We start from the raw sequence: 24,830 nt of genomic DNA on the forward strand, positions 1-24,830 counted from the left end.
GCATGGACAGACGCGCCTTCCTCGCCGCCGCCGCCGCCCTGCCGTTCGCCGGCCCCGTCCGGGCGGCCCAGCCCCCGCGCACCCGCTGGGACATCGGCAGTTCGACAGGCTTCGACGCCCTCGCCTTCCTGGGGCCGCTGTCGGGCAAGCCGCTGTACGCCGAGCGCTACCGGGCGGAACTCGACGCCTTCGCGCCCCGGAGCACCCCGGTGCTGACCGCCGCCCTCGGGCGGCTGCAGGCCCGCGCCGACGCCGAGGGCAAGCTGCTGTGGCCCACTCTCGCCAACGTGCTCTCCTACGGGCCGGCCGAGAGCATCGACGAGCTCCTGGCCTCGCTCTCCGACCTGGAGGGCCGCATCCTTCCGGCCTACCGGGCGAGCTCGCACTGGGACGAGGCGAGCTGGCGGTTCGTCGCGGGCGGCCGAGCGGACGTCGCCGCCGTGCTGGGCGAGCTGAGGGCCGCCGACTTCCCGTCGTTCCGCGCCGAGTTCGTGGGCGACCGGCTATCGATCCAACGCCCCCGCCTCGCCGCGGGCCTGGCCGGCTACGATGTCATCGCCGAGCAGGAGCGGCTGATCGGCCGCCGGCTCGATCCCGTCATCGGGGTCGTCCTCCTGTGGTTCTCCAAGCCCCACGGCGTCAGCGTCGGCGGCCAGCGCTCGCTCTCGCACTTCGACTATCCGCTGGACACCGTGGTGCGGGTCGCCGCCCACGAGATGCTGCACCCGCCCTTCCCCATGGACGGGCCGGCGGCGACGGCGGCCCTGAAGGTGCTGGCGGCCGATCCGCTGATGGTGCGGGTGCTGAAGGAGCACGACCCCGGCTTCGGCTACAATTCGATGGACGGCCTCCTCAACGAGGACACGGTCCAGGCCCTGGACCAGATCGTCTCGGAGCGGCTGGGCGTCGCCCGCGATCCGGCCGAGCGCTGGCGCACCGCCGACGACGGCATGCACGTCCTGGCCGCGGCGCTCTACGGCATGCTGAAGGCCGAGGGCTACGACCGCACCGGCGGGGACATCGAAGCCTGGATGGAGGCCGCCGCGCGCGGCGGCAAGCTCGCCCCCGAACGCATCGCCCGCTTCGCCGGCCAGGTCACCGCCACCCCGCCGGACCGCCTCTGGCCGCGCAGGGCCTAGCCGGCCGACCGGGCGCCGAACACCGCCGAGCCGACGCGCACGCTGGTGGCGCCGAAGCGGATCGCGGTCTCGAAGTCGTCGCTCATGCCCATGGAGAGCTTCGCCAGGCCGTTGCGGGCGGCGATCTTCGCCAGCAGGGCGAAGTGCGGGCCGGGCGGCTCGGCGGCCGGCGGAATGCACATCAGCCCCTCGACCTGCAGACCGTAGTCGCCGCGGCAGGCGGCGATGAACCCGTCGGCCTCGGCGGGGACGACTCCGGCCTTCTGCGGCTCCTCGCCGGTATTGACCTGCACGTAGAGCCGCGGCGTGCGGCCCTGCTTCTGGACCTGCTCGGCCAGGGCCCGGGCCAGCTTCCCGCGGTCGAGGCTCTCGATCACGTCGAAGAAGGCGACCGCCTCCTTGGCCTTGTTGGTCTGCAGGGGGCCGATCAGGTGCAGCGTCAGGCCCTCCGCCCGGCCCTCCCAGCGGGCCATGGCCTCCTGCACGCGGTTCTCGCCGAACACCTTCTGGCCGGCGGCCAGCACGGGTTCGATCGCCTCCCAGGGCTGCTGCTTGGAGACGGCGACCAGGGTCACCTCGGCCGGATCGCGGCCGCAGGCTTGCGCGGCGCGGGCGATCCGGGCCACGACGTCGGCGTAGGGCGTGGGAGCGGCGGCCATTTCGGACGGGTTCTGGACCATGGAGCGGACGGCCCGGCTCTTACCGGCCCGCAGGCGGCTGCGAAAGGCCCTGCCCGCCCTGCTGTTCTTCACCGACCCCGCGCGGACCCCCGATCCGCTGGCCGCGGCGCGCGCGCTGCCGCCGGGCTCGGGGATCGTCTACCGCGCCTTCGGGGACCCGGGCGCCCTCGCCACGGCCCGGGCGCTGAAGCAGGTCGCCCGCGCGCGCGGCCTCGTCCTGCTGGTGGGCCAGGACGCGCAGCTGGCCGCGGCGGCCGGAGCCGACGGCGTCCACCTGCCCGAGCGGCTGGCCCGCCTGGCCATGCCGCTGAAGCGCGCCCGGCCGGGGTGGATCGTCACCGCCGCGGCCCATTCGCTGGCCGCCGCCCGCACGCCCGGCCCCGACGCGGTGGTGATCTCCGCGGCGTTCCCCTCGAACAGCCCCTCGGCCGGACCGCCGCTGGGCCCCGTGCGGCTGGCCGCCCTGGCGCGCGCCGCGGGGCGGCCGGCCTACGCCCTGGGCGGGGTGAACATGAAAACGGCCCGGCGCCTCAGGGACGCGGGCCTTATCGGTCTTGCAGCGGTGGAAGGGCTGAGCCCCGAGACGTCCGCTAGAACTTGAAGGTGGATTCCAGCCGGACCTTCGGCGCATCGGCCGGCCGGGCCTGGTTGGCCCGCGGGGTCAGCTCCTGGTCGCCCAGGGCCACCGAGCCGCCGACCCGCAGCGACGGGGTGATGCGGAAGTAGGCGCCCGCCTGCACGTCGTTGAGGGTGGATTCCCGCACGTCCGACTGGCGCACGCCCAGGGTGACGCCGAAGCGGCCCTTGGAGGCGTCGTACACCTGGACCCGGCCCGCCCCGGGGGACGCCGCCGCCGGCTCGGACTTCACGGTGAAGTCGATGCGCTTGCCCTTGTCGGCCGCGTGCGCGCCGCCCGCCGCCGCGCCGAGAAGCGCGGCCGCAGCGATGATCGCGCTGATCCGGCCAACAGACATAAGCAACATATAGTCCCCAAGCCCCGGTATCGCACCCCAGCGCTACTGCACAGGTTCGCGATCTCGTTGCGATTAGAGAAGCGCCGCCGACGACGTCAACCGACTCCGAGGCCGCGGGGCTCCGGACTCGCCAAGATCGCGCCGACATGTGGCCCTTCGGCCACGCGATTCCTGTTTGGCGCCGCTGGCGCCGTTGTTATAGAGGGCGCGGCGCGGGGGCGGCGCCGTGGCGTTCGCGCCGCGGGGAGATCAATTGGAGACGGATGCCTATGCCGTTTGTGCGCGGTGACCTGAAGCGTGGCCTGATCGCGGGCGCGGCGGCCCTGGCGGCCCTGAGCCTCGCCGCGTGCTCGAGCGGTCCCCGGTTCCTGGGCGGCGGCGGCGACAAGATCGAACGCCCCGAAGGCTCCATCTCGGTGAACGGCTACCTGTGGCGCGCCACGCTGGACACGCTGTCCTTCATGCCGCTGGCCTCGGCCGACCCCTACGGCGGGGTGGTGATCACCGACTGGTATATCAATCCCGAGAAGCCGGACGAGCGCTTCAAGTGCACCGTCTACATCCTGGACGCGCGGCTGCGCGCCGACGGCCTGAACGTGGCGGTCTTCAAGCAGACCCGCGACGCCGCCGGCAACTGGGTGGACGCGCCGGCCGCGGTGCAGACCGAGGCGGACATCGAGAACGCCATCCTGACGCGGGCGCGCCAGCTCCGACTTTCGAACATCCGGGGCTGAGGCTCCCGCGCGTTTCGAAGGTCGGCCTCCTGCCGGGCGGTTGACCGGACCTGAACTCCAGTCCAAAGGCCGCCCGTCATGGCCGCTACCCGATACAATCCCAAGGAAACCGAGCCCAAGTGGCGCAAGCGCTGGGACGAGGCCCAGGCGTTCCGCGCCGTCGAGGCTCCCGGCAAGCGCAAGTACTACGTCCTGGAGATGTTCCCCTATCCGTCGGGGCGCCTCCACATGGGCCACGTGCGCAACTACGCCCTGGGCGACGTCATCGCCCGCTACAAGCGCGCGCAGGACTTCTCGGTGCTGCATCCGATGGGCTGGGACGCCTTCGGCCTGCCGGCCGAGAACGCCGCCATGGAGCGCGGCGTCGATCCCAAGGCCTGGACCTACGACAACATCGCCCGGATGCGGGCCGAGCTGAAGGAGCTGGGCCTGTCCATCGACTGGTCGCGCGAGTTCGCGACCTGCGACGTGGAATACTACGGCCAGCAGCAGGCCCTGTTCCTGGAGCTGTTCGAGCGCGGCCTCGTCTACCGCAAGGAAAGCGTCGTCAACTGGGACCCGGTGGACCAGACGGTGCTGGCCAACGAGCAGGTGGTCGACGGCAAGGGCTGGCGCTCGGGCGCGCCGGTCGAGAAGCGCAAGCTCGCCCAGTGGTTCCTGAAGATCACCCAGTACGCCGACCAGCTGGTCGACGACCTGAAGACCCTGGACCGCTGGCCCGAGAAGGTCCGCGTGATGCAGGAGAACTGGATCGGCCGCTCGAAGGGCGCCCGCCTGCGCTTCCGCTTCGCCGGCCAGCCGCCCGCGGGCCATGAGGCCGGGGTCGAGGTCTACACCACCCGCCCCGACACGCTGTTCGGCGCCAGCTTCGTCGGCGTCGCGCCCGACCACCCGCTGGCCCAGGCGGTGGCGGCCGCGAACCCCGAGGCGGCGGCCTTCATCGAGAAGTGCCGCCACGGCGCGGTGTCCGAGGCCGAGATCGAGACCGCCGAGAAGGAGGGCTTCGACACCGGCCTGAAGGTGAAGCACCCGTTCGATCCCAGCTGGGAGCTGCCGGTCTGGATCGCCAACTTCATCCTGATGGACTACGGCACCGGCGCCATCTTCGGCTGCCCGGCGCACGACCAGCGCGACCTGGACTTCGCCCGCAAGTACGGCCTGCCGGTGAAGCCCGTCGTCCTGCCGCCCGAGGAGGCGCAGGCCGAGGCGATCGTCCAGAAGCTGCTGAACGAGGCCTACACCGGGCCCGGCCGGATCATCAATTCCGGCTTCCTGGACGGGCTCGACGTCGAGGCCGCCAAGGCCGCGGCCATCGCCCGCATCGAGGAACAGGGCGACGGCCAGGGCGCGACCGTCTACCGCCTGCGCGACTGGGGCGTCTCGCGCCAGCGCGCCTGGGGCTGCCCGATCCCGGTGGTCCACTGCCAGGCCTGCGGCGTCGTGCCGGTGCGCCGCAGCGACCTGCCGCTCACCCACCCCGCGGACATCGAGTTCGGCAAGGCCGGCAATGCGCTCGAGCGCCATCCGACCTGGAAGCACACCACCTGCCCCGGCTGCGGCGGCCCGGCGACCCGCGAGACCGACACGCTGGACACCTTCGTGGACAGCTCCTGGTACTTCGCCCGCTTCGCCAATCCGGGCGCCGAAGCCCCCATCGACAAGGCGGCGGCCGACTACTGGCTGCCGGTGGACCAGTACATCGGCGGCGTCGAGCACGCCGTCCTGCACCTGCTCTACGCCCGGTTCATCACCAAGGCCCTGGCCGACGTCGGCATGCTGAGCGTGCGCGAGCCCTTCGCGGGCCTGTTCACCCAAGGAATGGTCACCCACGAGACCTACCGCAAGCAGAGCGGCGAGTGGGTCGAGCCCAAGGAGGTCGAGGTCACGGCGGAGGGCAAGACGCGGCGGGCCCGGCTGGTCGGCAGCGGCGAGCCGGTGGTGATCGGCGACGTCGAGAAGATGTCGAAGTCCAAGAAGAACACCGTGGCGCCCGAGGAGATCTTCGACGTCTACGGCGTCGACGCGGCCCGCCTGTTCGTCCTGTCCGACAGCCCGCCCGAGCGGGACGCCCAGTGGTCCACCTCCGGCGTCCAGGGCGCCTGGCGGTTCGTGAACCGGGTGTGGGACGAGTTCGACGCCTCGGAGGAGCCGGTCCCGGGCACGGAGGAGGCCGTCACCGGCGTCGCGACCGACAACCTGCGGCGCCAGCACGCCAAGACCGTGAAGGCCGTGACGGAGGCCATCGAGGGCTTCCGGTTCAACTCGGCCATCGCCCACCTCTACAGCTTCCTGAACGTGCTGAAGGCCGAGCGGCCGCAGGGTCGGGCCGGAGCGCTCGCCCACGCGCATCGTGCGGCGCTCAGGGATTTCGCGCTGCTGATCGCCCCCTTCACGCCGCACCTGGCCGAGGAATGCTGGGCGCGGATCGGCGGCCAGGGGCTGGTCGTCGAGGCGCCGTGGCCGACCTACGATCCGGCCCTGACGCAGGACGCGGTCAAGGTCCTGCCGGTGCAGGTCAACGGCAAGCGCCGGGGCGAGATCTCGGCCCCCGCGGGCGCCGAGCCGGCCGAGGTCGAGCAACTCGTCCTGGCCGACCCCGAGATCAAGGCGCGGCTGGAAGGCCTCACGATCCGCAAGATCATTGTGGTCAAGGACCGGATCGTGAATATCGTGGCGGCATGACGAAGGCCGCGCTCCTCGCCCTCACCCTGTCGGCCGCCGCGCTCTCGGCGTGCGCGGGGTTCCAGCCGCTGTACGGCGAGCGGGGCGTGGGCGCGAACCTGGCGGCCATCGAGGTCGTGGCCCCCGAGGGGCGCACCGGCTACCTGATCCGCCAGCACCTCGACGACGCCTTCGCCCGCAACCGCGGCGCGCCCACCGCCTACGTGATGGACCTGTCGCTGGGCGAGGCGCGCTATCCCCGCGGCGTGCGGATCGACAACGTCGCCACCCGCTACGAATACGTGCTGACCGCCGACTATGTCCTGCGGACCCAGCCCGCCGGCGCGGTGGCCAAGCAGGGCCGGGTGCGGGTCGAGCTCACCTACGATTCCGCCGACCAGCCCTACGCCTCGATCGCGGCCCAGCAGGACGCCCAGGACCGGGCCGCCGCCGAGGCCGCCCGGCGCATCCAGCTCGAGCTCGCCGTCTGGCTGGCCAACGGCGCGGGGTCCGGCCGCTGACGCCATGATCCTCAGCCGCCGACCCGACATCGAGCGGTTCCTCGCAAAGGCCGACGCCGCGGTCCGCGCGGCGCTGATCTACGGCCGCGACCTCGGCGTGGTGCGCGACCGCGGGCATCAGCTCGCCGCCAAGACCGTCCCAAATCCCGACGATCCGTTCGACGTGGCCATACTCACCGAGGTCGACGTCGCCGACGACCCGCCCCGCCTCGAGGGCGAACTCGCCGCCCAGTCGCTGATGGGCGGGCGCCGGCTGGTGCGCCTGCGCCTGTCCTCCGAGAAGCCGGCGGTCGACAAGGCGGTCGCCGAGGCCCTGGAGCGGCACGCCAAGGGCGAGCTCAACCCGGACGCCTTCTTCCTGATCGAGGCGGGCAATCTCGGCCGCGACTCTGCGCTGCGGAAGGTGGGCGAGAAGCAGCCCGCCTGCGCCACCATCCCCTGCTACGAGGACGAGCCCGGCGACGTCGCCCGCCTCGTCAAGGAGACCCTGGCCCGCGACAACGTCGGGCTGAACGCCGACGCCCTGGCCCTCTTCGTCGCCCGCATGCCCAAGGAGCGCGGCGTGGCCCGGCAGGAGATCGAGCGCCTGGCCCTGTTCCTCGGCCCCGGCAGCGGGACGATCGCCGCGCCCGCCCAGCTCGAGGACTTCCTGGGCGTTGAGCCCGAGGCCAGCCTGTTCGACGCCGCCGCCGACGCCTTCGGCGGGCGCCTGGCCGAGGCGCAGGCGGGGCTGCGCCGCGCGGCCCAGGAAGGCGAGAGCGGCCCCGCCGCCGTCCGCGCCATCGGCATGCACCTGGGCAAGCTGCGCCGCACGCTGACGCTCGCCAAGGCGGGCGCCGGCCTGCAGGAGGCCGCCAAGGCCTCGGGGGTGTTCTGGAAGCAGGAGCGTGAGTTCCTCCGCCAGGCCCGCGCCTGGAGCCTGGAGGAGCTCGACCGCATCCAGCCCGAGGTGCTGGCCGCCGACAAGGCCTGCAAGACCGCCGGCTCCCCCGACCGTCTCATCGCCGAACGCCTCGCCCTCACCGTGGCCGGCCGCGCCCGGCGCCTGGGGCTGTAGCCGCCCTTCGTCATCCGCGGCGTCCCCAACGGCCAGATCAGGCGATGATGGGTCCCGGACAAGCCGCTGTGCGGCTTTCCGGGATGACGAGATGGGAGGACGGGACTGCTACCGCCGGGTCAGTCGGCGGCAGATTTCGTCCAGCTGCTCCAGGCTCGCGTAGCGGATCTTCAGCTCTCCGGCGCCGCCGCGGTCGGCGATGTCGACGCTCATGCCGAGCGCGTCCTCGAGGTCGGCCTCCAGGGCCGAGGTGTCGGCGTCCTTCGACCGCTTCGGGCCGCTGGCCTTCTTCGCCGCCCCGCCGGCGGCAGCGCCGGGCTTGGCCAGGGCCTCGGCGTCGCGCACCGACAGGCCCTTCTCCAGGATCTGCTCGGCCAGCGCCTCCGGGTTCTCGGCCCCCAGGAGAGCCCGGGCGTGGCCGGCCGACAGCCGGCCCAGCACGACATGCTGCTGCACGCCCTCGGGAAGCTGCAGCAGGCGCAGGGTGTTGGCCACGTGGCTGCGGCTCTTGCCGACCTTCTCGGCGGCCTGTTCCTGCGTGTAGCCCATCCGGCCCATCAGCGACCGGTAGGCCCTCGCCTCTTCCATCGCGTTCAGGTCCGCGCGCTGGACGTTCTCGACGATGGCGATCTCGAAGGCGATCTCGTCGGCGACGTTGCGCACGAGCGCCGGGATGGTGCGCAGGCCCGAGCGCTGCGTCGCCCGCCAGCGGCGCTCGCCGGCGACGATCTCGTACTCGCCCGGCGCCTTGGGCGAGGGCCGCACCAGGATCGGCTGCAGCACCCCCTTGTCGCGGATGGAAGCCTCCAGCTCGGCGAGCTCGGCCTCGGCGAAATGCACCCGCGGCTGGTCGGGATTGCGGTGGATCAGCTCGATCGGGATCTCGCGCACCCCGGCCGTCGGATCGCCCGCGTGCTCGATCTCCTCGGCCTCGCCCAGCAGCGCCGAAAGGCCCCGGCCCAGTCCCCTGCGGTTCTCCGCCATCGTCACACCACCGCGTCAGCCGCCGCGCGCTTGCGGCGGTCGCGCTCGCGCAGGACCACTTCGCGCGCGAGCTTCAGATAGGCCTGGCTGCCGGCGCAGCGCAGGTCGTAGACCAGGGCCGGCTTGCCGAAGGACGGGGCCTCCGACACCCGCACGTTGCGCGGGATCACCGTCTGGTAGACCGTCTCGCCGAAGTGGCCGCGCACGTCGCGCGCCACCTGCTCGGACAGCGAGTTGCGCCGGTCGTACATGGTCAGGATCACGCCCTGGATCTCCAGGGCCGGATTGAGGCTGCCGCGCACGAGGTCGATGGTGCGCATGAGCTGGGTCAGGCCCTCGAGGGCGAAGAACTCGCACTGCAGCGGCACCAGCACGGCGTCGGCCGCGGCCATGGCGTTGACGGTCAGGAGGTTCAGCGACGGCGGGCAGTCGATCAGGACGTAGGTGTAGCCGCCCTCGGCCCGCAGCGGCGACAGCGCGTCGCGCAGCTTGAACGAGCGGCGGGCCTGCTGGCCCAGCTCCAGCTCGACGCCCGACAGGTCCGGGTCCGCCGGTACGATGTCGAGGCCGGGCACCGAGGTCTTCACCACCGCCTCGTGCACGGGCTTCTCGCCCATCAGCACGTCGTAGAGGGTGTGCTTGCGCTGGGCCCGGCCGACGCCCAGGCCCGTGGAGGCGTTGCCCTGCGGGTCGCTGTCGATCAGCAGCACCTTCTCGCCGACGGCGGCCAGGGCGGTGCCGAGATTGATCGCGGTCGTGGTCTTGCCGACCCCGCCCTTCTGGTTGGCGACCACCAGGACGCGCAGGGACCGGTCAGACTTTGCGGCCACGGCCCCGCTCCTTCCCGAGTCTCGTCACGCGCACGATCCGACCCCGCTCGTCACTCTGTGACGGTATGACATCCGCCTGGAAATCCCAAGATCTAGCGGCCTCGGCGAGCTCGGCTGCTACATCTTGTCCTTTCAGGAACAGGCCTACCGCGCCACCCTTCAGGTAGGGCCGCGCGTACCCCAACAGCCTTCCGAGCGGCGCACAAGCCCGCGCGGTGACGATGTCCACAGCAAGGTCGAGGTTTTCCGCCCTCTCGTTGTGAACCGTCGCGGGGAGGCCCAGCTCGGTGACCACTTCGGTCAGGAAGCGGCACCGCTTGGCCATGCTCTCCACCAGGTGGACGTGGAAGCCGGGCCGCCCCTTGCCGAGGATCGCCAGCACCAGGCCCGGGAACCCCGCGCCCGCCCCGAGATCGGCCCAGACGCGGGCGTCCGGGGCGAGCTTCAGCAGCTGGGCCGAATCCCAGGCGTGCCGGTTCCAGAAGTCCGGCAGGGTCTTGGGCCCGACGAGGTTCATCACCGCGTTCCCCGCCTCCAGCTTCGCCAGGAAGCGCTCGAGGTCGGCGATCTGTGCAGCTGTCGCGTCCGCCGCGGCGGCGAAGGACGCGGCGTCCAGCACCCGTCCTCCCCCATCGGGGGAGGGGAACCGCGCAGCGGTGGAGGGGGCCGTCCGCCCACTCAGCGCTTCCGGCAAGCCCCCTCCACCACCCTGCGGGTGGTCCCCCTCCCCCGATGGGGTGATTATGCACTTGACAAAGGTGGGCTTGTCCCTTAGATTCTAAGGGAAAATAGCACCCTGGCCGCCGCAAATGCTCCCCACCCCGCCTGACCTGACGCTCGACCAGATCATGACCCGTTTCGCGACGGACGAGGCGGCGCGGGCATATCTGGAAGCCGTGCGCTGGCCGGAAGGTCCGGTGTGCCCGCACTGCGGTAACGCTGACGCTGCCCGCGTTTATGAGATCGCGGCGAACCCCGCGAAGAAGGTCCGCGCCGGACTGCGGGAGTGCAAGGAGTGCGGCAAGCAGTTCACGGTGACCGTGGGAACGATCTTCGAGGACAGCAAAATCCCGCTCCGCAAGTGGCTCGTCGCTTGGTACATGCTGTGTTCCTCGAAGAAGGGAATCAGCGCCCTTCAGATGCAGCGGATGCTTGAACTTGGCTCCTATCGGTCGGCTTGGTTCATGATGCACCGCATCCGCTTCGCGCTGCGCGAGCCCGCGTTCACCGATAAACTCGGCGGCGGTGGCGGAACCGTCGAGGCCGACGAGACCTACGTGGGCGGCCGAGAGACGAACAAGCCTCTCGCCAAGCGCAAGCGCGGCCAGATCGGTGGCGTGGGGAAGCAGGTGGTTTTCACCTTGGTGGAGCGCGGCGGGCGCGCTCGTTCCTTCCGCGTGCCCAACGTCACGGGCAAGACGCTCGACCCCATTCTCCGCGCGCACGTCAGCAGCGACGCGACCCTTATGACGGACGAAGCAGGGCAGTACCGTAATATCGGCAAGGAATTCGCGGCTCACGAGACCGTCAACCACGGTAAGGACGAGTATGTTCGCGGGAAGGCTCACTCCAACACTGTGGAGGGTTACTTCTCCCTGTTCAAGCGGGGCCTGAACGGTACTTTCCACCACATCGGACCGCAGTACCTCAATCAATATCTTGCCGAATTCGACTTCCGCTACAACCATCGTGACATTTCGGACGGCGCCCGTACGCGAGAAGGCCTCAAGAAGGTTCGCGGCAAGCGTCTCATGCTTCACCGCGCCGCGCCGCGACCCTGACATGGCTTTCTCTGTCCTCAAGCGCGCCTCGGAACGACGATCCGAACATCTGCTGAATGACCTTCTGGTTACGCAGGGGTGGGACTTGCGACGCCCGCCGCAAGGCGACTGCCTCTTTCAGCACGAGTACCGCGGCTTCCCGGAGCTTGCGGAGATTTTGGGGCGAGCAAGCAAGTCGGGCGGCGGGGCTGGGGTCCCTGAAGCGTTGCTCGTCGACCGCTCGTCCACAGCGGCGACCGCCGTCATCGAAGCCAAGGCGTCAGCCTCGGATATCGATAAGGCGGTCGCGGAGGCGCAACACTACGCCGCCGCGTTCATTGCCGCCGGTTACCCCACGCTGGCCATCGGTCTGGCGGGCGTCTCGGATGACGACTTCAGGCTTCGCGTATCCAAGTGGGATGGCGCGGGCTGGGCGCCCATCACGTACGACGGCAAGCCGATTGGCTGGGTCCCCACCCGCGCTGACCTTGCACGCCTCACCGCCCCCTCGCATCCCGCAGAACTGCGCCCCTCCATCCCTCCGCAGGAGGTGCTCGCCTCCCGAGCGGACGAGATCAACCGCCTTCTGCGCGAAGCAAACATCAAGGATGAATTCCGCCCCGCCGTTGTCGCCGCGATCATGCTGGCGCTGTGGCAGTCCGGCGGCGATCTGCGGCGCGACAAACAGTGGATACTGAAGGACATCAACGCCGCCTGCCGTGAGGCGTTTGTGAAGGCCGGCAAGGCGGGGTTGGCGAACAGCATTCGCGTAGACGCCGCGAACGAGAAGCTGGCAGAACGGGCGCGACGGATCGCGACCATTCTGGAGCGCCTCAATGTCACGGTGCTCACGGCCGAACACGACTACCTGGGCCAGCTATATGAGACGTTCTTCCGCTACACCGGCGGAAACACCATCGGGCAGTATTTCACGCCGCGTCACATCGCGCGGATGATGGCCGACCTGTGCGGGGTCGGTAAGGACGACGTGATCCTTGATCCTGCCTGCGGGACTGGCGGCTTCCTGATCGCCTGCATGGACCGCATCCTCCATCAGCACACGATCTCCCGTGTGCAAATGGTGAAGGTGGTCGCCAAGCAGTTGAACGGCTTCGAGAGCGAGCCGGTGACGGCGGCGCTGTGCGTCGCCAACATGATCCTGCGCGGCGACGGCTCGACCGGTATTCACCAGGCAGACGCGCTGACGTCCCCCGAGTTTCCCGCCGGGCTGGCCACCGTCGCGCTGACCAACCCGCCCTTCCCGCACAAGAAGACGGATACGCCTGCGGAGGCGTTCGTGGATCGTGCCCTAGAGGGCCTTCAGACGGGCGGTCGGCTGGCAGTGATCTTGCCGACGAGTACGCTCGTAAAGCAGGACAAGGGCGGCTGGCGCGCGCAGATACTCAAGCACAATAGCTTGCTCGGCGTGTGCCAACTCCCCGACGAGCTGTTCCAGCCCTTCGCCGCCGCCACAACCTCTGTGGTGCTTCTCGAAAAGGGCCGTCCGCACGACCCCAAGCGCAAGACGGCCTTTGTCCGGCTGCATCATGACGGCTTTGTCCTGAGGAAGGGCGCGCGGATCGAGCGCGCGAGCGAGCCGAACGAGATCCCCGCGGCCGTCGAGGCGCTGCTGAACAAGACGGAACAGCCGGGCTTCTCGGGTGCGGCCAGCGTGGCTGGCGCGCAGGAGTGGGCGGTCGGCGCCTATATCGAGTCGGCGCCGCCGGCAGACGTCGAGATGCGCGAAGCGGTCGATGAACTTCAGCGTCGCCTCGCCTCGTTCTACACGCGCTACGCCCCCGAGGTTCTCGCACAACGGGACGCTATCGCGAGCGGCGACATCGCCCAGGTGGCGTATCGGTCAACCCTCTCGAAGCAGAAGGTGAAGAACGCTGCGGAGATCACCGGCTCGGCTGATCAGATCGGCGGCCGGTTCGATATCTTCTACGGCCTCGGTGAGATCGAATCGCGCGAGGGGATGGCGCCGGGACGCACGCTGATCGTTTCGCCTACGGAGCAATACAACGGCTGCTACGGGTGGCTCGACTTCCACACCGTTCTTGAGCCGCCGTTTATCACCGTCGCTCGGACGGGCAGCATCGGCGAGGCGTTCGTTCATCTGGAGCCCTGCGCCCCGAATTCTGATTGCTTGGTGCTGCTCCCGCGCAAGCCTGAGTGGGCATCGGTCCCGGACCTTCTCTTGGCGGCGTCCGCCATCCGCCTTGAGCGCTGGCGCTACAACTACGGCCGAAAGATCACCCCAACCCGAATTGCGGGTGTGCGGCTCGCCTTCTCCGAGCAACTGCGCGCGTACACCGCCGACCTCTGCGGGCGCTTCGAAAGGGTGATCGAGGCCAGCCTCGACCCCTACCGAGAGGACATGGAGGACGAGCGCGACCTGGAGGTGGCGCGCGCGCGCTTGGCCGAACTCGTGGATGGCCCGGCCCGGCTGGTACAGGGTGACGAGCTTCGCGACAGGCTTGCGAAGATCGAGGGCTAAGGATGCCGGGGCTCTACGGCTTCGCCTTCACCGAGGTTGCGCTGAGGTTTCTGGAGTCTGTCCCGGCGAAGTTTCAGGGACAGATCAAAAAGAAGATCGAGACCTTGGGGGCGGCTCCGCATCCCCCTGGGTGCAAGAAGCTCAAGGGTCAAAGCGACGCTGCCGACGAAGTGTACCGCGTCCGATCCGGCGACTACCGCATTCTCTATGTGGTGAGAGACAATGCGAAACAGATCGTCATCCTCGACATAGGCCACCGCAAGGACGTCTATCGATGAAGCCGAAACCCAGGCCCGCCGCCGCTCAAGATGGTCCGCTGAAGGTGGATCGCCCGTTTGATGACGCCATCACGCGCGCCTTGTCGGTGAAGCCGCCAGCCGGGGGCTGGGCGGCCTACGAGGCCAAGCTGAAGGCCGATAAGGCGAAGGCCGAAAAACCCAAGAAAACCGGCTAGCCCACCGGCGCGCCGACCAGCCCCCCGAGACGTCGCTCAGCGCCTCCTTTGTCAGGTGCATAATCACCCCCGATGGGGGAGGAGAAGCTGGCGGGCGGCGATCGCTCATGCCGCGCGGCGGCGGACGTGGGCCAGGAGGGCGGTCAGCGCCCCCGGCGTGACCCCTTCGATCCGGGCGGCCTGGCCCAGGGTCAGCGGCCGGACGGCGGCCAGCTTCTCACGGACCTCGTTCGAGAGGCCGCCGATGGCGCCGTAGTCGAGGTCGGCCGGCAGGCGCAGGTCCTCGTCCCGGCGGAAGGCCTCGGCGTCAGCCGCCTGGCGGTCGAGGTAGCCGGCGTAAGAAGCGTCGATCTCCACCTGCTCGCGCACCGCCGGGCTCCAGTCGCCGACCTGCGGCCAGATCCGCGCGAGGTCGTCGAAGCCGATGGTGGGATAGGCCAGGAGCTGCAGCAGGTTCCGGCGCTGGCCGTCGGCCTTGACCGGCAGGCCGGCCTTCTGGGCTTCGGCCGGGGTCAGCGACAGGCCATTCGCCATCGCCCGGGCCTCGGCGAGCGCCCGTTGTTTCACGTGAAACACGCCGGCCCGCTCGGAGCCCACGACGCCGAGCTCCACCCCCTTCCCCGTCAGCCGCTGGTCGGCGTTGTCGGCCCGCAGGGTCAGGCGGAACTCGGCCCGGCTGGTGAACATGCGATACGGCTCGGTGACCCCGCGCGTGACCAGGTCGTCGATCAGCACGCCGATGTAGGCCTCGTCGCGGGCGAACTGCGCCGGCTCGGCCCCCGACGCCGCGCGCGCGGCGTTGAGCCCGGCCACCAGTCCCTGGGCGCCGGCCTCCTCATAGCCCGTCGTGCCGTTGATCTGGCCGGCGAGATAGAGGCCCGGCAGGCGCTTGGCCTCCAGGGTCGGGTAGAGTTCGCGCGGATCGACATAGTCGTATTCGATCGCGTAGCCGTGGCGCTTGACCACCACCTGCTCCAGGCCGGGGATGGTCCGCAGGAACAGGTCCTGGGTCTCGGTCGAGACCGAGGTTGAGATGCCGTTCGGATAGACGGTGTCGTCGTCCAGGCCCTCGGGCTCCAGGAAGATCTGGTGGCTGGTCTTGTCGCGGAAGCGGACCACCTTGTCCTCGATCGAGGGGCAGTAGCGGGGACCGCGGCCCGAGACCCGGCCGCCGTAGACCGCGCTCTCCTCCAGCCGCTCGGCGATGATCCGGTGGGTCTCCTCGGTCGTGTAGGTCACGCCGCAGCGGATCTGCGGGACGGTGATCGCCTCGGTCAGGAACGAGAACGGGATCGGCTCGGCGTCCGCCTCCTGCATCTCCAGCCGGTCCCAGGCGATGGTCTTCCCGTCCAGCCGTGCGGGGGTGCCGGTCTTCAGCCGGCCCATGGAAAGGCCCAGGGCATAGAGGCGGTCCGACAGGCCGATGGCCGGCGCATCGCCGATCCGGCCCGCCGGGATGCGGGTCTCGCCCTGGTGGATCACCCCCTTCAGGAAGGTGCCGGTGGTCAGCACCACCCGGCCGGCGGGATAGGTCTCGCCGCTGGCGCCGACGACGCCGGTCACCCGCCCGTCCTGGACGACCAAGTCCTCGACCGCCTCGGCCCTGACGGTCAGGTTCGGCGTGGCGAGGAGCTCGGCCTGCATGGCCTCGCGATAGAGCCGGCGGTCGATCTGCGAGCGCGGTCCGCGCACCGCCGCGCCCTTGGAGCGGTTCAGCATCCGGAACTGGATGCCCGAGACGTCGGCCAGGCGGCCCATCAGGCCGTCGAGCGCGTCGATCTCGCGGACGAGGTGGCCCTTGCCCAGGCCGCCGATCGCCGGGTTGCAGCTCATCTCGCCGATCGTCTCGACCTTGTGGGTGAGCAGCAGGGTGCGCGCGCCGAAGCGCGCCGCGGCGGCGGCCGCTTCGCATCCGGCGTGTCCGCCGCCGATGACGATGACGTCCCAGGTCGACATGAGGCGGCTCATATAGTCGAAGGCCGTCGCTGTTTCACGTGAAACGTCGGCGAAAGCGGCCCAGGCGAGGGGTGCGGCATTCTTTCCCCATGGCGAAGGTAGGAATTCCGGCCGCGCCGCCCCACTTCAGGCGAGCCGGTCCTGCGCACCCCGCCCGGCGGCGCGAGCCCCCCAACCCCGACCGCCGGGGCGCGGGGCCGGTAGCCAAAGGCCAAGGCGCGTCCGCGCGGCCCCTCTCTCCAGGCCGCGCGGATTGCCTGGCCTCGTTGCGGTGTTTCACGTGAAACACCGGCGGCGGATGGGTCCCGGCTTTCGCCGGGATGGCCCCGTCGCGCGGTCACTTCCCGATGCAGAAGGTGGCGAAGATCCGGCCCAGCACGGCCTCGGGGTCGATGCGGCCGGTGATCCGGTCCAGGGCCCGGGCCGCGAGGCGCACGTCCTCGGCGGCCAGCTCCACATGCTCATCGTGGCCGATGGCGTGGCGCAGGCGCTCGGACGCTTCCGCCAGCAGCTCGCGGTGCCGCAGCCGCGTGGCCGCGGGCGGCTCGCCCCCGCCGAGCGACTCCACCACCCGCTCGGACAGAGTCTCCTTCAGCCAGGCCATGTCGCCGGGGCCCCTGGCGGTGACCTCGGCCGCGGGAATCCCGATCCGCCGGGCCACCTCGGCCGCCCAGGCGCCCGCGTTACCGACGGGCAGGTCCCGCTTGGTGATCAGGCACAGGTCTCCCTCCCCGATCTCGGCCGGCAGGTCCGGGGTCTCCTCCGACGAGCCGTCCACCAGCCACAGGCGCAGGTCGGCCCCCTCGGCCCAGGCTCGGGCCCGGCGCACCCCCTCGGCCTCGATCTCGTCGGCGGTGTCGCGCAGGCCCGCGGTGTCGGCCATCAGGACCTTGTAGCCGGCGAGCACCATCGGAACCTCGATGACGTCGCGGGTGGTCCCGGGCGTGGCGGTGACGATGGCGGCCTCGCGGCCAGCGAGGGCGTTCAGCAGGGTGCTCTTGCCGGCGTTCGGCGCGCCCACCAGGGCGATGCGGAAGCCCTCCCGCACCCGCTCGCCGCGGGCCGCGTCGGCCGCAGCCGCCTCGATCTCGGCCGCCAGGGTCTCCAGCACCGGCCGGGCGCGGGCGGCCACGTCGGCCGGCACCTCCTCGTCGGGGAAGTCCACGGCCGCCTCGAACAGGGCCAGGGCCTCGGTCAGGGCCTCGCGCCAGCGGGCCTGCACCTGCGACAGCCGGCCGCCCAGCTGCTCCAGAGCCTGGCGGCGCTGGCCTTCCGTCTCGGAGTCGATCAGATCGGCGACGCCCTCGGCCTGGGCCAGGTCCAGCTTGCCGTTCTCGAACGCCCGGCGGGTGAACTCCCCCGGCTCCGCCAGGCGCAGCCCCAGCCCCGCCAGCGCCTCGACCAGCGCCCCGGTCACCGCAGTACCGCCATGCACGTGGAACTCGGCGGCGTCTTCGCCGGTGTAGCTCCCGGGACCGGGGAACCAGAGCACCAGAGCCTGGTCGATCTCCCCGCCGTCCGCATCGAACAGCCGCCGCACGCTGGCGCGCCTGGGCTCGGGCAGGTCGCCGGCGAGGGTCCGCACGGCCGTCTGCGTCCGGGGACCGGACACCCGCACCACCGCCACGGCCGCCCGGCCCGGGGCCGTGGCGGGCGCGAAGATGGTGTCGCTCATTCCTTGGGCGTGGCCGCGCCCAGCCCCGCTTCCATCATCTTGCGGAACTGCTCCTGCGCCCCGGCCCCGACGCTCATCCAGTTCTTCATGAACTCCTCGGGGGAGAGGAGCTGGATGTTGGCGTCGATGCGCTTGCCCATCTCCTGGACCAGGTGGTCGTTGAGGGCGCTGACGTCCGGAAGCCCCAGGAAACGGCGGGCCTCTTCGGGGGTGCAGTCCACTTCGATCGTCATCTTCATGGGTAAAAGTCCTGCCGCTTGCGTATGGCCGCAACGGGCCGTCTCGCGCTACTAGCCCTATCCTGAGGGCTTTGAACATCCGGGAGACCACGACATGGGCGAACGCATCACCATCACCGCCGCGGACGGCGCCTTCGACGCCTATGTGGCGCGGCCGCAGGCGGCCAAGGCGCCGGCGATCGTGGTGATCCAGGAGATCTTCGGCGTGAACAAGGTCATGCGCGACATCTGCGACGACCTCGCCGCCCAGGGCTATCTGGCCGTCTGCCCCGATCTCTTCTGGCGGATCGAGCCCGGCATCGACATCACCGACCAGTCCGAGGCCGAGTGGAAGAAGGCCTTCGAGCTGTTCAACGCTTTCGACGTCGACCAGGGCGTCCGCGACATCCGGGCCACCATCGACCAGGTCCGCAAGGATCCGGCCTGCAACGGCAAGGTGGGCGCGGTGGGCTACTGCCTGGGCGGCCTGCTGGCGTTCCTGACCGCCGCCCGCACCGACGCCGACGCCTCGGTCTCGTACTACGGCGTGGGGATCGAGAACCGCGTCGGCGAGGCCGAGAAGCTGACCCGGCCGCTGCTGATGCACGTGGCCGAGGAGGACCAGTTCGTGCCGAAGGCGGCCCAGGCGGTCATACTCCAGGCGCTGAAGCACCACCCGCAGGTCGAGCTCCACACCTATCCCGGCCGCGACCACGCCTTCGCGCGCAAGGGCGGCGAGCACTACCACGAGGGCGACGCCGGCCAGGCCAATACCCGCACCCTCGCCTTTTTCAAGAAGGCCCTCGGCTGATGCGCGCCGTCCAGTTCGCCCGCACCGGCGGGCCCGAGGCGCTCGAGCTGGTGCAGGTGGAAACGCCCTCCCCCGGCCCGGGCCAGGCGCTGGTCCGCCACGAGGCCATCGGCGTCAACTTCATCGACACCTACTTCCGAAGCGGCCTCTACCCGGCCAAGCTGCCCTGCATCCCCGGCGGCGAGGCGGCCGGGGTGGTCGAGGCCGTCGGCGAGGGCGTCACGCGGGTGAAGCCTGGCGACCGGGTCGCCTACATCGGCGGCTTCGGCGGCTACGCCGAGGCGGGCCTGGCGGTCGCCGACCGGCTGGTGAAACTGCCGGACGGCATCGATACGCGGGTGGCCGCCGCCGCCCTCCTCAAGGGAATGACGGTCGAGGCGTTCGTGCGGCGGTGCTACCCGGTCCGCCCGGGTCAGACCGTGCTGGTGCACGCCGCCGCCGGCGGGGTGGGCCAGATCATGGTCCAGTGGCTGAAGGCCATCGGCGCCGAGGTGATCGCCACCGTAGGCTCGCAGGCCAAGGCGGCGAAGGCCCGCGCGCTGGGCGCCGACCACGTCATCCTCTACCGCGAGCAGGACGTGGCCGCCGAGGTCCGCCGGATCACCGGGGGCCAGGGCGTGCCCGTCGCCTACGACTCGGTCGGCAAGGACACCTTCGAGGGCACCCTGGCCAGCCTGGCCCGCCGCGGCTGGTTCGTCAGCTTCGGCAACGCCTCGGGCCCGGCGCCGCCGGTCGACCCGATCCGGCTGATGCGCGGCGGCTCGCTCGTCTTCACCCGGCCGACCCTGTTCGACTATACGGCGACGCCGCAGGAGCTGGAGGAGAGCGCCGCGGCGCTGTTCGAGATGATCGGCTCGGGCAAGGTGAAGATCGACATCGGCCAGACCTTCGCCCTCGCCGAAGCGCGCCGGGCGCACGAGGCGCTGGAGAGCCGGGCCACGGTCGGCGCGAGCCTGCTGATTCCATGAGGACCCTTCCCTCCCCCTCGTGGGGAGGGACAGGCCGCTCTCTGTCGCGCAGGGACAGGCACGCCCGTACGGTTTTCGCGGCTAAATTCGCGACAGAGCCGATTTTCCATAACGAAGGGGCTCCGGTCTCCCGAAGCCCCTGAAATCGCTCGATATTTCGAAGAACGCGTTACGTGTTCATCGACTGGAAGAAGTCATCGTTGTTCTTCGAGCCGCGCAGCTTGTCGAGCAGGAACTCGATGGCGTCCTGGGCGCCCATCGGGTTGAGGATGCGGCGCAGGATGTAGGTCTTCTGGAGGTGCTCCTTCGGGGTGATGAGCTCCTCCTTCCGGGTGCCGGACTTCAGCACGTCGATAGCCGGGAAGATCCGCTTGTCGGCCACCTTCCGGTCCAGGACGATTTCCGAGTTACCGGTGCCCTTGAACTCTTCGAAGATGACTTCGTCCATCCGGCTGCCGGTGTCGATCAGGGCCGTGGCGATGATCGTCAGCGAGCCGCCCTCCTCGATGTTCCGGGCGGCGCCGAAGAAGCGCTTGGGCCGCTGCAGGGCGTTGGCGTCCACGCCGCCGGTCAGCACCTTGCCCGAGGACGGGACGACGGTGTTGTAGGCGCGGCCGAGGCGGGTGACCGAGTCCAGCAGGATGACGACGTCGCGCTTGTGCTCGACCAGGCGCTTGGCCTTCTCGATGACCATCTCGGCCACCTGGACGTGACGGGTCGCCGGCTCGTCGAAGGTCGAGGAGATGACCTCGCCCTTCACGGTCCGCTGCATGTCGGTGACTTCTTCCGGGCGCTCGTCGATCAGCAGGACGATCAGGTAGCACTCGGGGTGGTTCTTCTCGATCGACTTGGCGATGTTCTGCAGCATCACCGTCTTGCCGACCCGCGGGGGCGCCACGATCAGGCAGCGCTGGCCCTTGCCGAGCGGAGCGACGATGTCGATCACCCGGCCCGAGCGGTCCTTCAGGGTCGGATCGTCGATCTCCATCCGCAGGCGCTCGTCGGGATAGAGCGGCGTCAGGTTGTCGAACAGCACCTTGTGCCGCACGTTCTCGGGCGGCTCGAAGTTGATCTGGTCGACCTTCACCAGGGCGAAGTAGCGCTCGCCCTCGCGCGGGGCGCGGACCGCGCCGACCACGGTGTCACCGGTGCGCAGGCCGAACTTCCGGATCTGCGAGGGGCTGACGTAGATGTCGTCGGGGCCGGGGAGATAGTTGGCCTCGGGGCTGCGCAGGAAGCCGAAGCCGTCCTGGACCACCTCGAGCGTGCCCGAGCCCTCGATCTCGACGCCTTCCTCGGCCAGCGTCTTGAGGATCGCGAACATCATGTCCTGCTTGCGCATGGAGTTCGCGGACTCGACCTCGAGCTGCTCGGCGAAGGCCAGCAGGTCGGAGGGCGACTTGTCCTTCAGCTCCTGCAGGCTCATGCGCGTCAGGCCCATGGCGGCGATCGCCTTGGCGGCCTCGGACGGCTCGTCCGCGTCGGCGTGGGCGTCGGTCTCTTCGGCCGGGGTCTCGGCGACCTGGGGCTCGGCGTCTTGAGCGGCGGGGTCGGCCGTTTCGGCCTCGGGGAAGTCCTGGGTGTCGTCTTGCATCTTGAATCTACTTGGGAAATCGCTCGCGCCGGGACGGAGTCCGGGCGCGGGCTGGAAGGGATGACGGCGTCCGTCGGGTCGCCGATGTGAACGTTTCGGGAGCCGGGCCGCTGCGCGAGGAGCCGCGCAAGGCCGGCGGAAGGGCGGGGCGCGCCGCGGATCGCCGCGTCGCGTGGGCCCAGCGGAACCACATGCCGGCGGGCCGGTCAAGAAGATCAGGCGGCGTAGGCCCTCATGTGGGGTGCGGCCGGGCGGCTGTCCAGGGCGGGTTCAGCCGCCGAACTGCAGGGTCACGGCCAGGACGGCCACGATGGCGGCGACGAACGGCAGCTCGTTGGTCGCCCGCCAGAACTTCGCGGACTTCGGGCGCTGACCCGCCGCCAGCTTCTTGCGGGCTCCGGCCAGGAAGCCGTGCCAGCCCGAGAGGAATGTGACCACCGCCAGCTTCACCAGCATCCAGGGCTGGAGGAGGAAGCCCCAGCCGGCCCCCGTGGCGTAGACGTGCCAGAGGATGAGCGTCACGCCGAGCACCCAGGTGATCGTCATGGCCGGATTGATGATGATCCGCAGGAGCTTGCGCTCCCACACCTGGAAGTGGGCGTCGAACTCGGTCCCGGGCGGCGCCGTCTCGGTGTGGTAGGCGTAGAGCCGCGGCAGGTAGAGCATGCCGGCCATCCAGGCGATCACCGCAATGATGTGCAGCCCGCGCAGCAGGTCATAGCTCAGGAATTCCGGCCAGCTCATGCAGTCCCCCCGTTCCGGCAGGCGCATCTTCCATGCGCCGCCGGGCACAGCCAAGGCCCGAACGGCGCAGCGCCGCTCCGGTCCAGCGCCCCCAGCGCCGCCTCGGCCAACGTCCCGATGAACGGCTCGGCCACCCCCGGCGCCGGCGCGCGCAGATAGACCGGCACGCCGGACTCCTTGGCCAGGGCGGCATACTCGTGGTCGAGCTCGACCAGGGTCTCCACATGCTCGGAGACGAAGGCGATCGGCGAGACCAGCAGGCCCTTGCCCTCGGCGCCGGCGCGGCGGACCTCGTCGTCGGTGGCGGGCCCGAGCCACTTCAGCGGCCCCACCCGGCTCTGATAGCTGATCCCCCAGTCGGTGAACTCGGGCAGCAGGGCCGCCACGGCCGCGGCGCTCGCCTGCACCTGCGCCTCGTAGGGGTCGCCGGCGTCCACAACCTTCTGCGGCAGGCCGTGGGCGGAGAACAGCAGCCTGATATCGCTGGGCTTTCCGGCCTTCTCCCAGGTCTGCCGGATCAGCCGGGCGTGCGCCTCGGCGAGGCCCGGCGCATTGGGATAGCAGCAGACCGTGCGGCTCTTGCCCGGACCCTTGTAGGCGCGGGCCCAGTCCTTCACCGACGAGCCGGTGGTGGTCGTCGAATACTGCGGATAGAGCGGCAGCAGCACGATCTCGTCGGGGGCGAAGGCCGCGACCTGGCGGGCGGTCTCCTTCGCCAGCGGCCTCCAGTAGCGCATGGCGATGAAGGCGCGGGCCTCGACGTCCGGCGCGCGGCGGGCGAGCTCGGCCTCCAGCGCCCGGGCCTGGGCCTCGGTCTCGGGCAGCAGGGGCGAGCGGCCGCCCATGATCGCGTAGTTGGCCTGGGCCGTCTTCTCGCGCGTGGTCGAGATCAGCGCCGCCAGCGGATAGCGGGCGATCGCCGGCAGGCCGATGATCGCCGGATCGCGGAACAGGTTGAACAGGAAGGGCCGCACCGCCTCGGGCCCGTCGGGGCCGCCGAGGTTGAAGAGGACGACCGCGAGCTTCATCGGACGGGTTTCCCCGTCACCCGCGAGACGACGCGGGCGATGTTCTCGATGGGCGTGTCGGGCAGGACGCCGTGGCCGAGGTTGAAGATCCAGGGCCCGTCGCCCCACTGGGCCAGGAGCTGGTCCACGCGGGCGTCGAGGGCGGGGCCGCCTTCCCGAAGCAGCAGGTTGTCGAGAGCGCCCTGGATGCAGCGCCCCTGGGCCTGCAGCCGCCGGCCGAGGGCGGCGGTCGCCTGCACGTCGAGGGCGATCCCCTCCACCGGCACGCCTTCCGCATAGGTCTCGACCTGGGCGCCGGCCCCGCGGGGGAAGCCGATGATCGGAACGGTGACGCCGGCGGCGCGCACCTTCTCGACGATGGCCGCGTGAGGGCGGACCACGATCCGCTCGAAGACGTCCTCGGACAGGCTCTCGGCCCAGCTCTCGAACAGCTTCAGCGCCTGGGCGCCGGCCTTGGCTTGCATCACCAGGTAGCGGGCGGTGGCGTCCACCAGCACGTCCAGCAGGGCGTCCAGTTCGTCGGGATGGGCGTAGGCGTAGGCCCGGGCCGCCTCGCGCTCGGAACCCTTCCGCTCGAGCATGTAGGTGGCCACGGTCCAGGGCGCCCCCGCGAAGCCGATCAGCGCCCGGTCCGGCTCGAGCTCGGCGCGGACGCGGGCCAGGGTCTCACCGACCGCCGACAGCCGCCCGGTGGACGCCTCCACCTGGTCGCGCAGGGCCTCGATCGGGGGCAGTTCGCCGAGCTTGGGGCCCTCGCCCGCCTCGAACCAGACGTCCTGGCCCAGCGCCAGGGGGATCAGCAGGATGTCGGCGAAGACGATCGCCCCGTCCATCGGGAAGCGCCGCATCGGCTGCAGCGTGGCCTCGGCGGCCATCTCGGGATCCAGGCAGAAGGCGATGAAGTCCTTCGCCCGGGACCTGAGCTCGCGGTACTCGGGCAGCGAGCGCCCCGCCTGCCGCATGAACCAGATCGGAGGGCGCTCCAGCGTCTCGCCGGCGAGGGCGCGCAGGAGCTTGGGCGGGGGGGTGCTCATCGGGAGCCTTAAAGCCTGCCCCGCGCCGGGGCTCAAGGGCCCATCAGGGCGAGGGATCCTTCGATCCGGAAAGCCCTCTTCCCTTCAAACCTTAAGAATCTTGAAAAGGATTGGGGCAGGAGAAGAAGGGCCTGTCGGCGGCGTGGATAATCGGGGCGATCCCTGCGACATCCCGCGCTCAATCCCCAGGTTGTCCGCACCGGCGGCGCGGCGTTTTCCCGGCCTGTGGATCGCGGGGACGGACCGCCGAACCCCTCCTGGCGCATTAAGAATCCATTAACGGACGGAGGGGAGGACCGGCGGTCCGCGAGCCCCCGCCCGCGGGCTGTCGACATCCGCGGGCTGGAACATCCTCCGGCGCCCGCCCCTGTTGGTTAAGGAAGCGTAAACGGCCCGATTCATCCCGGTCATTCCCGGAGGCCCGGAACGGCGCCTCCGCGCACGGCCTCTATCCCCATCGGCGCTCCCGTTCGCTAAGAGGGAGTCCACAGATTTCATCCCCAGCTTC

The 24,830-nt window shown here is 70.4% G+C and carries 24 protein-coding genes; 12 read left to right on the plus strand and 12 right to left on the minus strand.

Annotated elements, in window-relative coordinates; all coding sequences use genetic code 11:
• Window positions 1-2 precede the first annotated feature (2 nt).
• Window positions 3-1,139 (plus strand): hypothetical protein, encoded by a 1,137-nt coding sequence (locus tag PHZ_RS19400; protein ID WP_012524059.1) that lies wholly within the window; start codon window positions 3-5, stop codon window positions 1,137-1,139.
• Here the strand turns inward: PHZ_RS19400 and PHZ_RS19405 are convergent.
• Complete coding sequence (locus PHZ_RS19405) at window positions 1,136-1,798, minus strand: YggS family pyridoxal phosphate-dependent enzyme (RefSeq protein ID WP_012524060.1); 663 nt, start codon at window positions 1,796-1,798, stop codon at window positions 1,136-1,138. The two genes, PHZ_RS19400 and PHZ_RS19405, sit on opposite strands and share 4 nt — an antisense overlap.
• Before the next feature lie 19 nt (window positions 1,799-1,817).
• On the opposite strand from PHZ_RS19405, the gene PHZ_RS19410 reads away from it, so the two are divergent.
• Window positions 1,818-2,420, plus strand: coding sequence for a thiamine phosphate synthase (locus PHZ_RS19410; protein WP_012524061.1), 603 nt, complete (start codon window positions 1,818-1,820; stop codon window positions 2,418-2,420).
• On the opposite strand, the gene PHZ_RS19415 is transcribed toward PHZ_RS19410, so the two are convergent.
• A complete protein-coding gene (locus tag PHZ_RS19415) occupies window positions 2,410-2,793 on the minus strand; it encodes an NtrZ family periplasmic regulatory protein (protein WP_049758356.1) in 384 nt (127 codons plus the stop codon). The genes PHZ_RS19410 and PHZ_RS19415 overlap by 11 nt on opposite strands.
• 269 nt (window positions 2,794-3,062) lie before the next feature.
• Between PHZ_RS19415 and PHZ_RS19420 the strand changes: the two genes are divergently transcribed.
• The 4 genes from PHZ_RS19420 (at window position 3,063) to holA (ending at window position 7,766) form a co-directional block, all read left to right on the plus strand.
• A complete protein-coding gene (locus PHZ_RS19420) occupies window positions 3,063-3,527 on the plus strand; it encodes a DUF3576 domain-containing protein (protein ID WP_041373732.1) in 465 nt (154 codons plus the stop codon).
• A gap of 78 nt (window positions 3,528-3,605) precedes the next feature.
• Window positions 3,606-6,209 carry a leucine--tRNA ligase gene (gene leuS, locus PHZ_RS19425; RefSeq protein WP_012524064.1) on the plus strand — a complete coding sequence of 868 codons (2,604 nt, stop codon included), beginning with the start codon at window positions 3,606-3,608 and terminating at the stop codon, window positions 6,207-6,209.
• On the plus strand, window positions 6,206-6,709 hold the full coding sequence (lptE, locus tag PHZ_RS19430) for an LPS assembly lipoprotein LptE (RefSeq protein WP_012524065.1): 504 nt from the start codon (window positions 6,206-6,208) through the stop codon (window positions 6,707-6,709). Before leuS ends, lptE begins: the two co-directional genes overlap by 4 nt.
• 4 nt (window positions 6,710-6,713) lie before the next feature.
• Window positions 6,714-7,766: a DNA polymerase III subunit delta gene (holA, locus tag PHZ_RS19435; protein ID WP_012524066.1), complete on the plus strand. Its 1,053-nt coding sequence runs from the start codon at window positions 6,714-6,716 to the stop codon at window positions 7,764-7,766.
• A 108-nt stretch (window positions 7,767-7,874) separates the two neighbouring features.
• Here holA and PHZ_RS19440 read toward each other — a convergent pair whose 3' ends face one another.
• Genes PHZ_RS19440 through rsmG form a run of 3 tightly spaced genes read right to left on the minus strand, consistent with a single transcriptional unit; the run spans window position 7,875 to window position 10,199 of the window.
• A complete protein-coding gene (locus PHZ_RS19440) occupies window positions 7,875-8,750 on the minus strand; it encodes a ParB/RepB/Spo0J family partition protein (RefSeq protein ID WP_012524067.1) in 876 nt (291 codons plus the stop codon).
• Between the two features lie 2 nt (window positions 8,751-8,752).
• On the minus strand, window positions 8,753-9,580 hold the full coding sequence (locus tag PHZ_RS19445; protein ID WP_012524068.1) for a ParA family protein: 828 nt from the start codon (window positions 9,578-9,580) through the stop codon (window positions 8,753-8,755).
• The gene (gene rsmG, locus PHZ_RS19450; RefSeq protein WP_041373733.1) at window positions 9,564-10,199 is read right to left on the minus strand and encodes a 16S rRNA (guanine(527)-N(7))-methyltransferase RsmG; all 636 of its coding nucleotides are present in this window, start codon (window positions 10,197-10,199) and stop codon (window positions 9,564-9,566) included. Before rsmG ends, PHZ_RS19445 begins: the two co-directional genes overlap by 17 nt.
• A gap of 229 nt (window positions 10,200-10,428) precedes the next feature.
• Here rsmG and PHZ_RS19455 point away from each other — a divergent pair, with 229 nt between their 5' ends.
• Genes PHZ_RS19455 through PHZ_RS19470 form a run of 4 tightly spaced genes read left to right on the plus strand, consistent with a single transcriptional unit; the run spans window position 10,429 to window position 14,294 of the window.
• Window positions 10,429-11,361 (plus strand): IS1595 family transposase, encoded by a 933-nt coding sequence (locus PHZ_RS19455; protein ID WP_041374457.1) that lies wholly within the window; start codon window positions 10,429-10,431, stop codon window positions 11,359-11,361.
• A 1-nt stretch (window position 11,362) separates the two neighbouring features.
• Window positions 11,363-13,840 carry an HsdM family class I SAM-dependent methyltransferase gene (locus PHZ_RS19460; protein WP_012524071.1) on the plus strand — a complete coding sequence of 826 codons (2,478 nt, stop codon included), beginning with the start codon at window positions 11,363-11,365 and terminating at the stop codon, window positions 13,838-13,840.
• A 2-nt stretch (window positions 13,841-13,842) separates the two neighbouring features.
• Window positions 13,843-14,118 carry a type II toxin-antitoxin system RelE family toxin gene (locus PHZ_RS19465; RefSeq protein ID WP_012524072.1) on the plus strand — a complete coding sequence of 92 codons (276 nt, stop codon included), beginning with the start codon at window positions 13,843-13,845 and terminating at the stop codon, window positions 14,116-14,118.
• A complete protein-coding gene (locus PHZ_RS19470) occupies window positions 14,115-14,294 on the plus strand; it encodes a hypothetical protein (RefSeq protein WP_041373734.1) in 180 nt (59 codons plus the stop codon). Before PHZ_RS19465 ends, PHZ_RS19470 begins: the two co-directional genes overlap by 4 nt.
• 105 nt (window positions 14,295-14,399) lie before the next feature.
• On the opposite strand, the gene mnmG is transcribed toward PHZ_RS19470, so the two are convergent.
• The 3 genes from mnmG to PHZ_RS19485 all read right to left on the minus strand — a co-directional run bounded on the left by mnmG (window position 14,400) and on the right by PHZ_RS19485 (window position 18,164).
• Window positions 14,400-16,262 carry a tRNA uridine-5-carboxymethylaminomethyl(34) synthesis enzyme MnmG gene (mnmG, locus tag PHZ_RS19475; RefSeq protein ID WP_012524073.1) on the minus strand — a complete coding sequence of 621 codons (1,863 nt, stop codon included), beginning with the start codon at window positions 16,260-16,262 and terminating at the stop codon, window positions 14,400-14,402.
• Between the two features lie 325 nt (window positions 16,263-16,587).
• Entirely contained in the window at window positions 16,588-17,925 is a 1,338-nt protein-coding gene (gene mnmE, locus PHZ_RS19480) for a tRNA uridine-5-carboxymethylaminomethyl(34) synthesis GTPase MnmE (protein WP_012524074.1), read from the minus strand.
• Window positions 17,922-18,164: a DUF6489 family protein gene (locus tag PHZ_RS19485; RefSeq protein WP_012524075.1), complete on the minus strand. Its 243-nt coding sequence runs from the start codon at window positions 18,162-18,164 to the stop codon at window positions 17,922-17,924. Before PHZ_RS19485 ends, mnmE begins: the two co-directional genes overlap by 4 nt.
• Before the next feature lie 94 nt (window positions 18,165-18,258).
• Here PHZ_RS19485 and PHZ_RS19490 point away from each other — a divergent pair, with 94 nt between their 5' ends.
• Together PHZ_RS19490 and PHZ_RS19495 are read left to right on the plus strand one after the other, a co-directional pair.
• Complete coding sequence (locus PHZ_RS19490) at window positions 18,259-18,954, plus strand: dienelactone hydrolase family protein (protein ID WP_012524076.1); 696 nt, start codon at window positions 18,259-18,261, stop codon at window positions 18,952-18,954.
• Window positions 18,954-19,922: a quinone oxidoreductase family protein gene (locus PHZ_RS19495; protein ID WP_012524077.1), complete on the plus strand. Its 969-nt coding sequence runs from the start codon at window positions 18,954-18,956 to the stop codon at window positions 19,920-19,922. The genes PHZ_RS19490 and PHZ_RS19495 overlap by 1 nt, the downstream gene beginning before the upstream one ends.
• Window positions 19,923-20,091: 169 nt before the next feature.
• On the opposite strand, the gene rho is transcribed toward PHZ_RS19495, so the two are convergent.
• The 4 genes from rho to hemE form a co-directional block, all read right to left on the minus strand.
• Window positions 20,092-21,516: a transcription termination factor Rho gene (gene rho, locus PHZ_RS19500; RefSeq protein ID WP_012524078.1), complete on the minus strand. Its 1,425-nt coding sequence runs from the start codon at window positions 21,514-21,516 to the stop codon at window positions 20,092-20,094.
• A gap of 270 nt (window positions 21,517-21,786) precedes the next feature.
• The gene (locus PHZ_RS19505) at window positions 21,787-22,260 is read right to left on the minus strand and encodes a CopD family protein (RefSeq protein ID WP_012524079.1); all 474 of its coding nucleotides are present in this window, start codon (window positions 22,258-22,260) and stop codon (window positions 21,787-21,789) included.
• Window positions 22,257-23,288, minus strand: a complete 1,032-nt coding sequence (gene hemH, locus PHZ_RS19510; protein WP_012524080.1) for a ferrochelatase — start codon at window positions 23,286-23,288, stop codon at window positions 22,257-22,259. The genes PHZ_RS19505 and hemH overlap by 4 nt, the downstream gene beginning before the upstream one ends.
• Entirely contained in the window at window positions 23,285-24,322 is a 1,038-nt protein-coding gene (gene hemE, locus PHZ_RS19515; RefSeq protein WP_012524081.1) for a uroporphyrinogen decarboxylase, read from the minus strand. Before hemE ends, hemH begins: the two co-directional genes overlap by 4 nt.
• Window positions 24,323-24,830: the final 508 nt, after the last annotated feature.

The organism is Phenylobacterium zucineum HLK1 (assembly GCF_000017265.1).
Taxonomy (GTDB): Bacteria; Pseudomonadota; Alphaproteobacteria; order Caulobacterales; family Caulobacteraceae; genus Phenylobacterium; species Phenylobacterium zucineum.

Coding starts and splice junctions, on each gene's coding strand:
- PHZ_RS19465 (WP_012524072.1), top strand. CDS start 13,843: ATGCCGGGGCTCTACGGCTTCGCCTTCACCGAGGTTGCGCTGAGGTTT.
- leuS (WP_012524064.1), top strand. CDS start 3,606: ATGGCCGCTACCCGATACAATCCCAAGGAAACCGAGCCCAAGTGGCGC.
- PHZ_RS19455 (WP_041374457.1), top strand. CDS start 10,429: ATGACCCGTTTCGCGACGGACGAGGCGGCGCGGGCATATCTGGAAGCC.
- lptE (WP_012524065.1), top strand. CDS start 6,206: ATGACGAAGGCCGCGCTCCTCGCCCTCACCCTGTCGGCCGCCGCGCTC.
- rho (WP_012524078.1), bottom strand. CDS start 21,516: ATGCAAGACGACACCCAGGACTTCCCCGAGGCCGAAACGGCCGACCCC.
- PHZ_RS19460 (WP_012524071.1), top strand. CDS start 11,363: ATGGCTTTCTCTGTCCTCAAGCGCGCCTCGGAACGACGATCCGAACAT.
- PHZ_RS19485 (WP_012524075.1), bottom strand. CDS start 18,164: ATGAAGATGACGATCGAAGTGGACTGCACCCCCGAAGAGGCCCGCCGT.
- PHZ_RS19410 (WP_012524061.1), top strand. CDS start 1,818: ATGGAGCGGACGGCCCGGCTCTTACCGGCCCGCAGGCGGCTGCGAAAG.
- PHZ_RS19505 (WP_012524079.1), bottom strand. CDS start 22,260: ATGAGCTGGCCGGAATTCCTGAGCTATGACCTGCTGCGCGGGCTGCAC.
- hemE (WP_012524081.1), bottom strand. CDS start 24,322: ATGAGCACCCCCCCGCCCAAGCTCCTGCGCGCCCTCGCCGGCGAGACG.
- holA (WP_012524066.1), top strand. CDS start 6,714: ATGATCCTCAGCCGCCGACCCGACATCGAGCGGTTCCTCGCAAAGGCC.
- PHZ_RS19470 (WP_041373734.1), top strand. CDS start 14,115: ATGAAGCCGAAACCCAGGCCCGCCGCCGCTCAAGATGGTCCGCTGAAG.
- PHZ_RS19490 (WP_012524076.1), top strand. CDS start 18,259: ATGGGCGAACGCATCACCATCACCGCCGCGGACGGCGCCTTCGACGCC.
- hemH (WP_012524080.1), bottom strand. CDS start 23,288: ATGAAGCTCGCGGTCGTCCTCTTCAACCTCGGCGGCCCCGACGGGCCC.
- PHZ_RS19405 (WP_012524060.1), bottom strand. CDS start 1,798: ATGGCCGCCGCTCCCACGCCCTACGCCGACGTCGTGGCCCGGATCGCC.
- mnmG (WP_012524073.1), bottom strand. CDS start 16,262: ATGAGCCGCCTCATGTCGACCTGGGACGTCATCGTCATCGGCGGCGGA.
- PHZ_RS19400 (WP_012524059.1), top strand. CDS start 3: ATGGACAGACGCGCCTTCCTCGCCGCCGCCGCCGCCCTGCCGTTCGCC.
- PHZ_RS19440 (WP_012524067.1), bottom strand. CDS start 8,750: ATGGCGGAGAACCGCAGGGGACTGGGCCGGGGCCTTTCGGCGCTGCTG.
- mnmE (WP_012524074.1), bottom strand. CDS start 17,925: ATGAGCGACACCATCTTCGCGCCCGCCACGGCCCCGGGCCGGGCGGCC.
- PHZ_RS19415 (WP_049758356.1), bottom strand. CDS start 2,793: ATGTCTGTTGGCCGGATCAGCGCGATCATCGCTGCGGCCGCGCTTCTC.
- PHZ_RS19495 (WP_012524077.1), top strand. CDS start 18,954: ATGCGCGCCGTCCAGTTCGCCCGCACCGGCGGGCCCGAGGCGCTCGAG.
- PHZ_RS19420 (WP_041373732.1), top strand. CDS start 3,063: ATGCCGTTTGTGCGCGGTGACCTGAAGCGTGGCCTGATCGCGGGCGCG.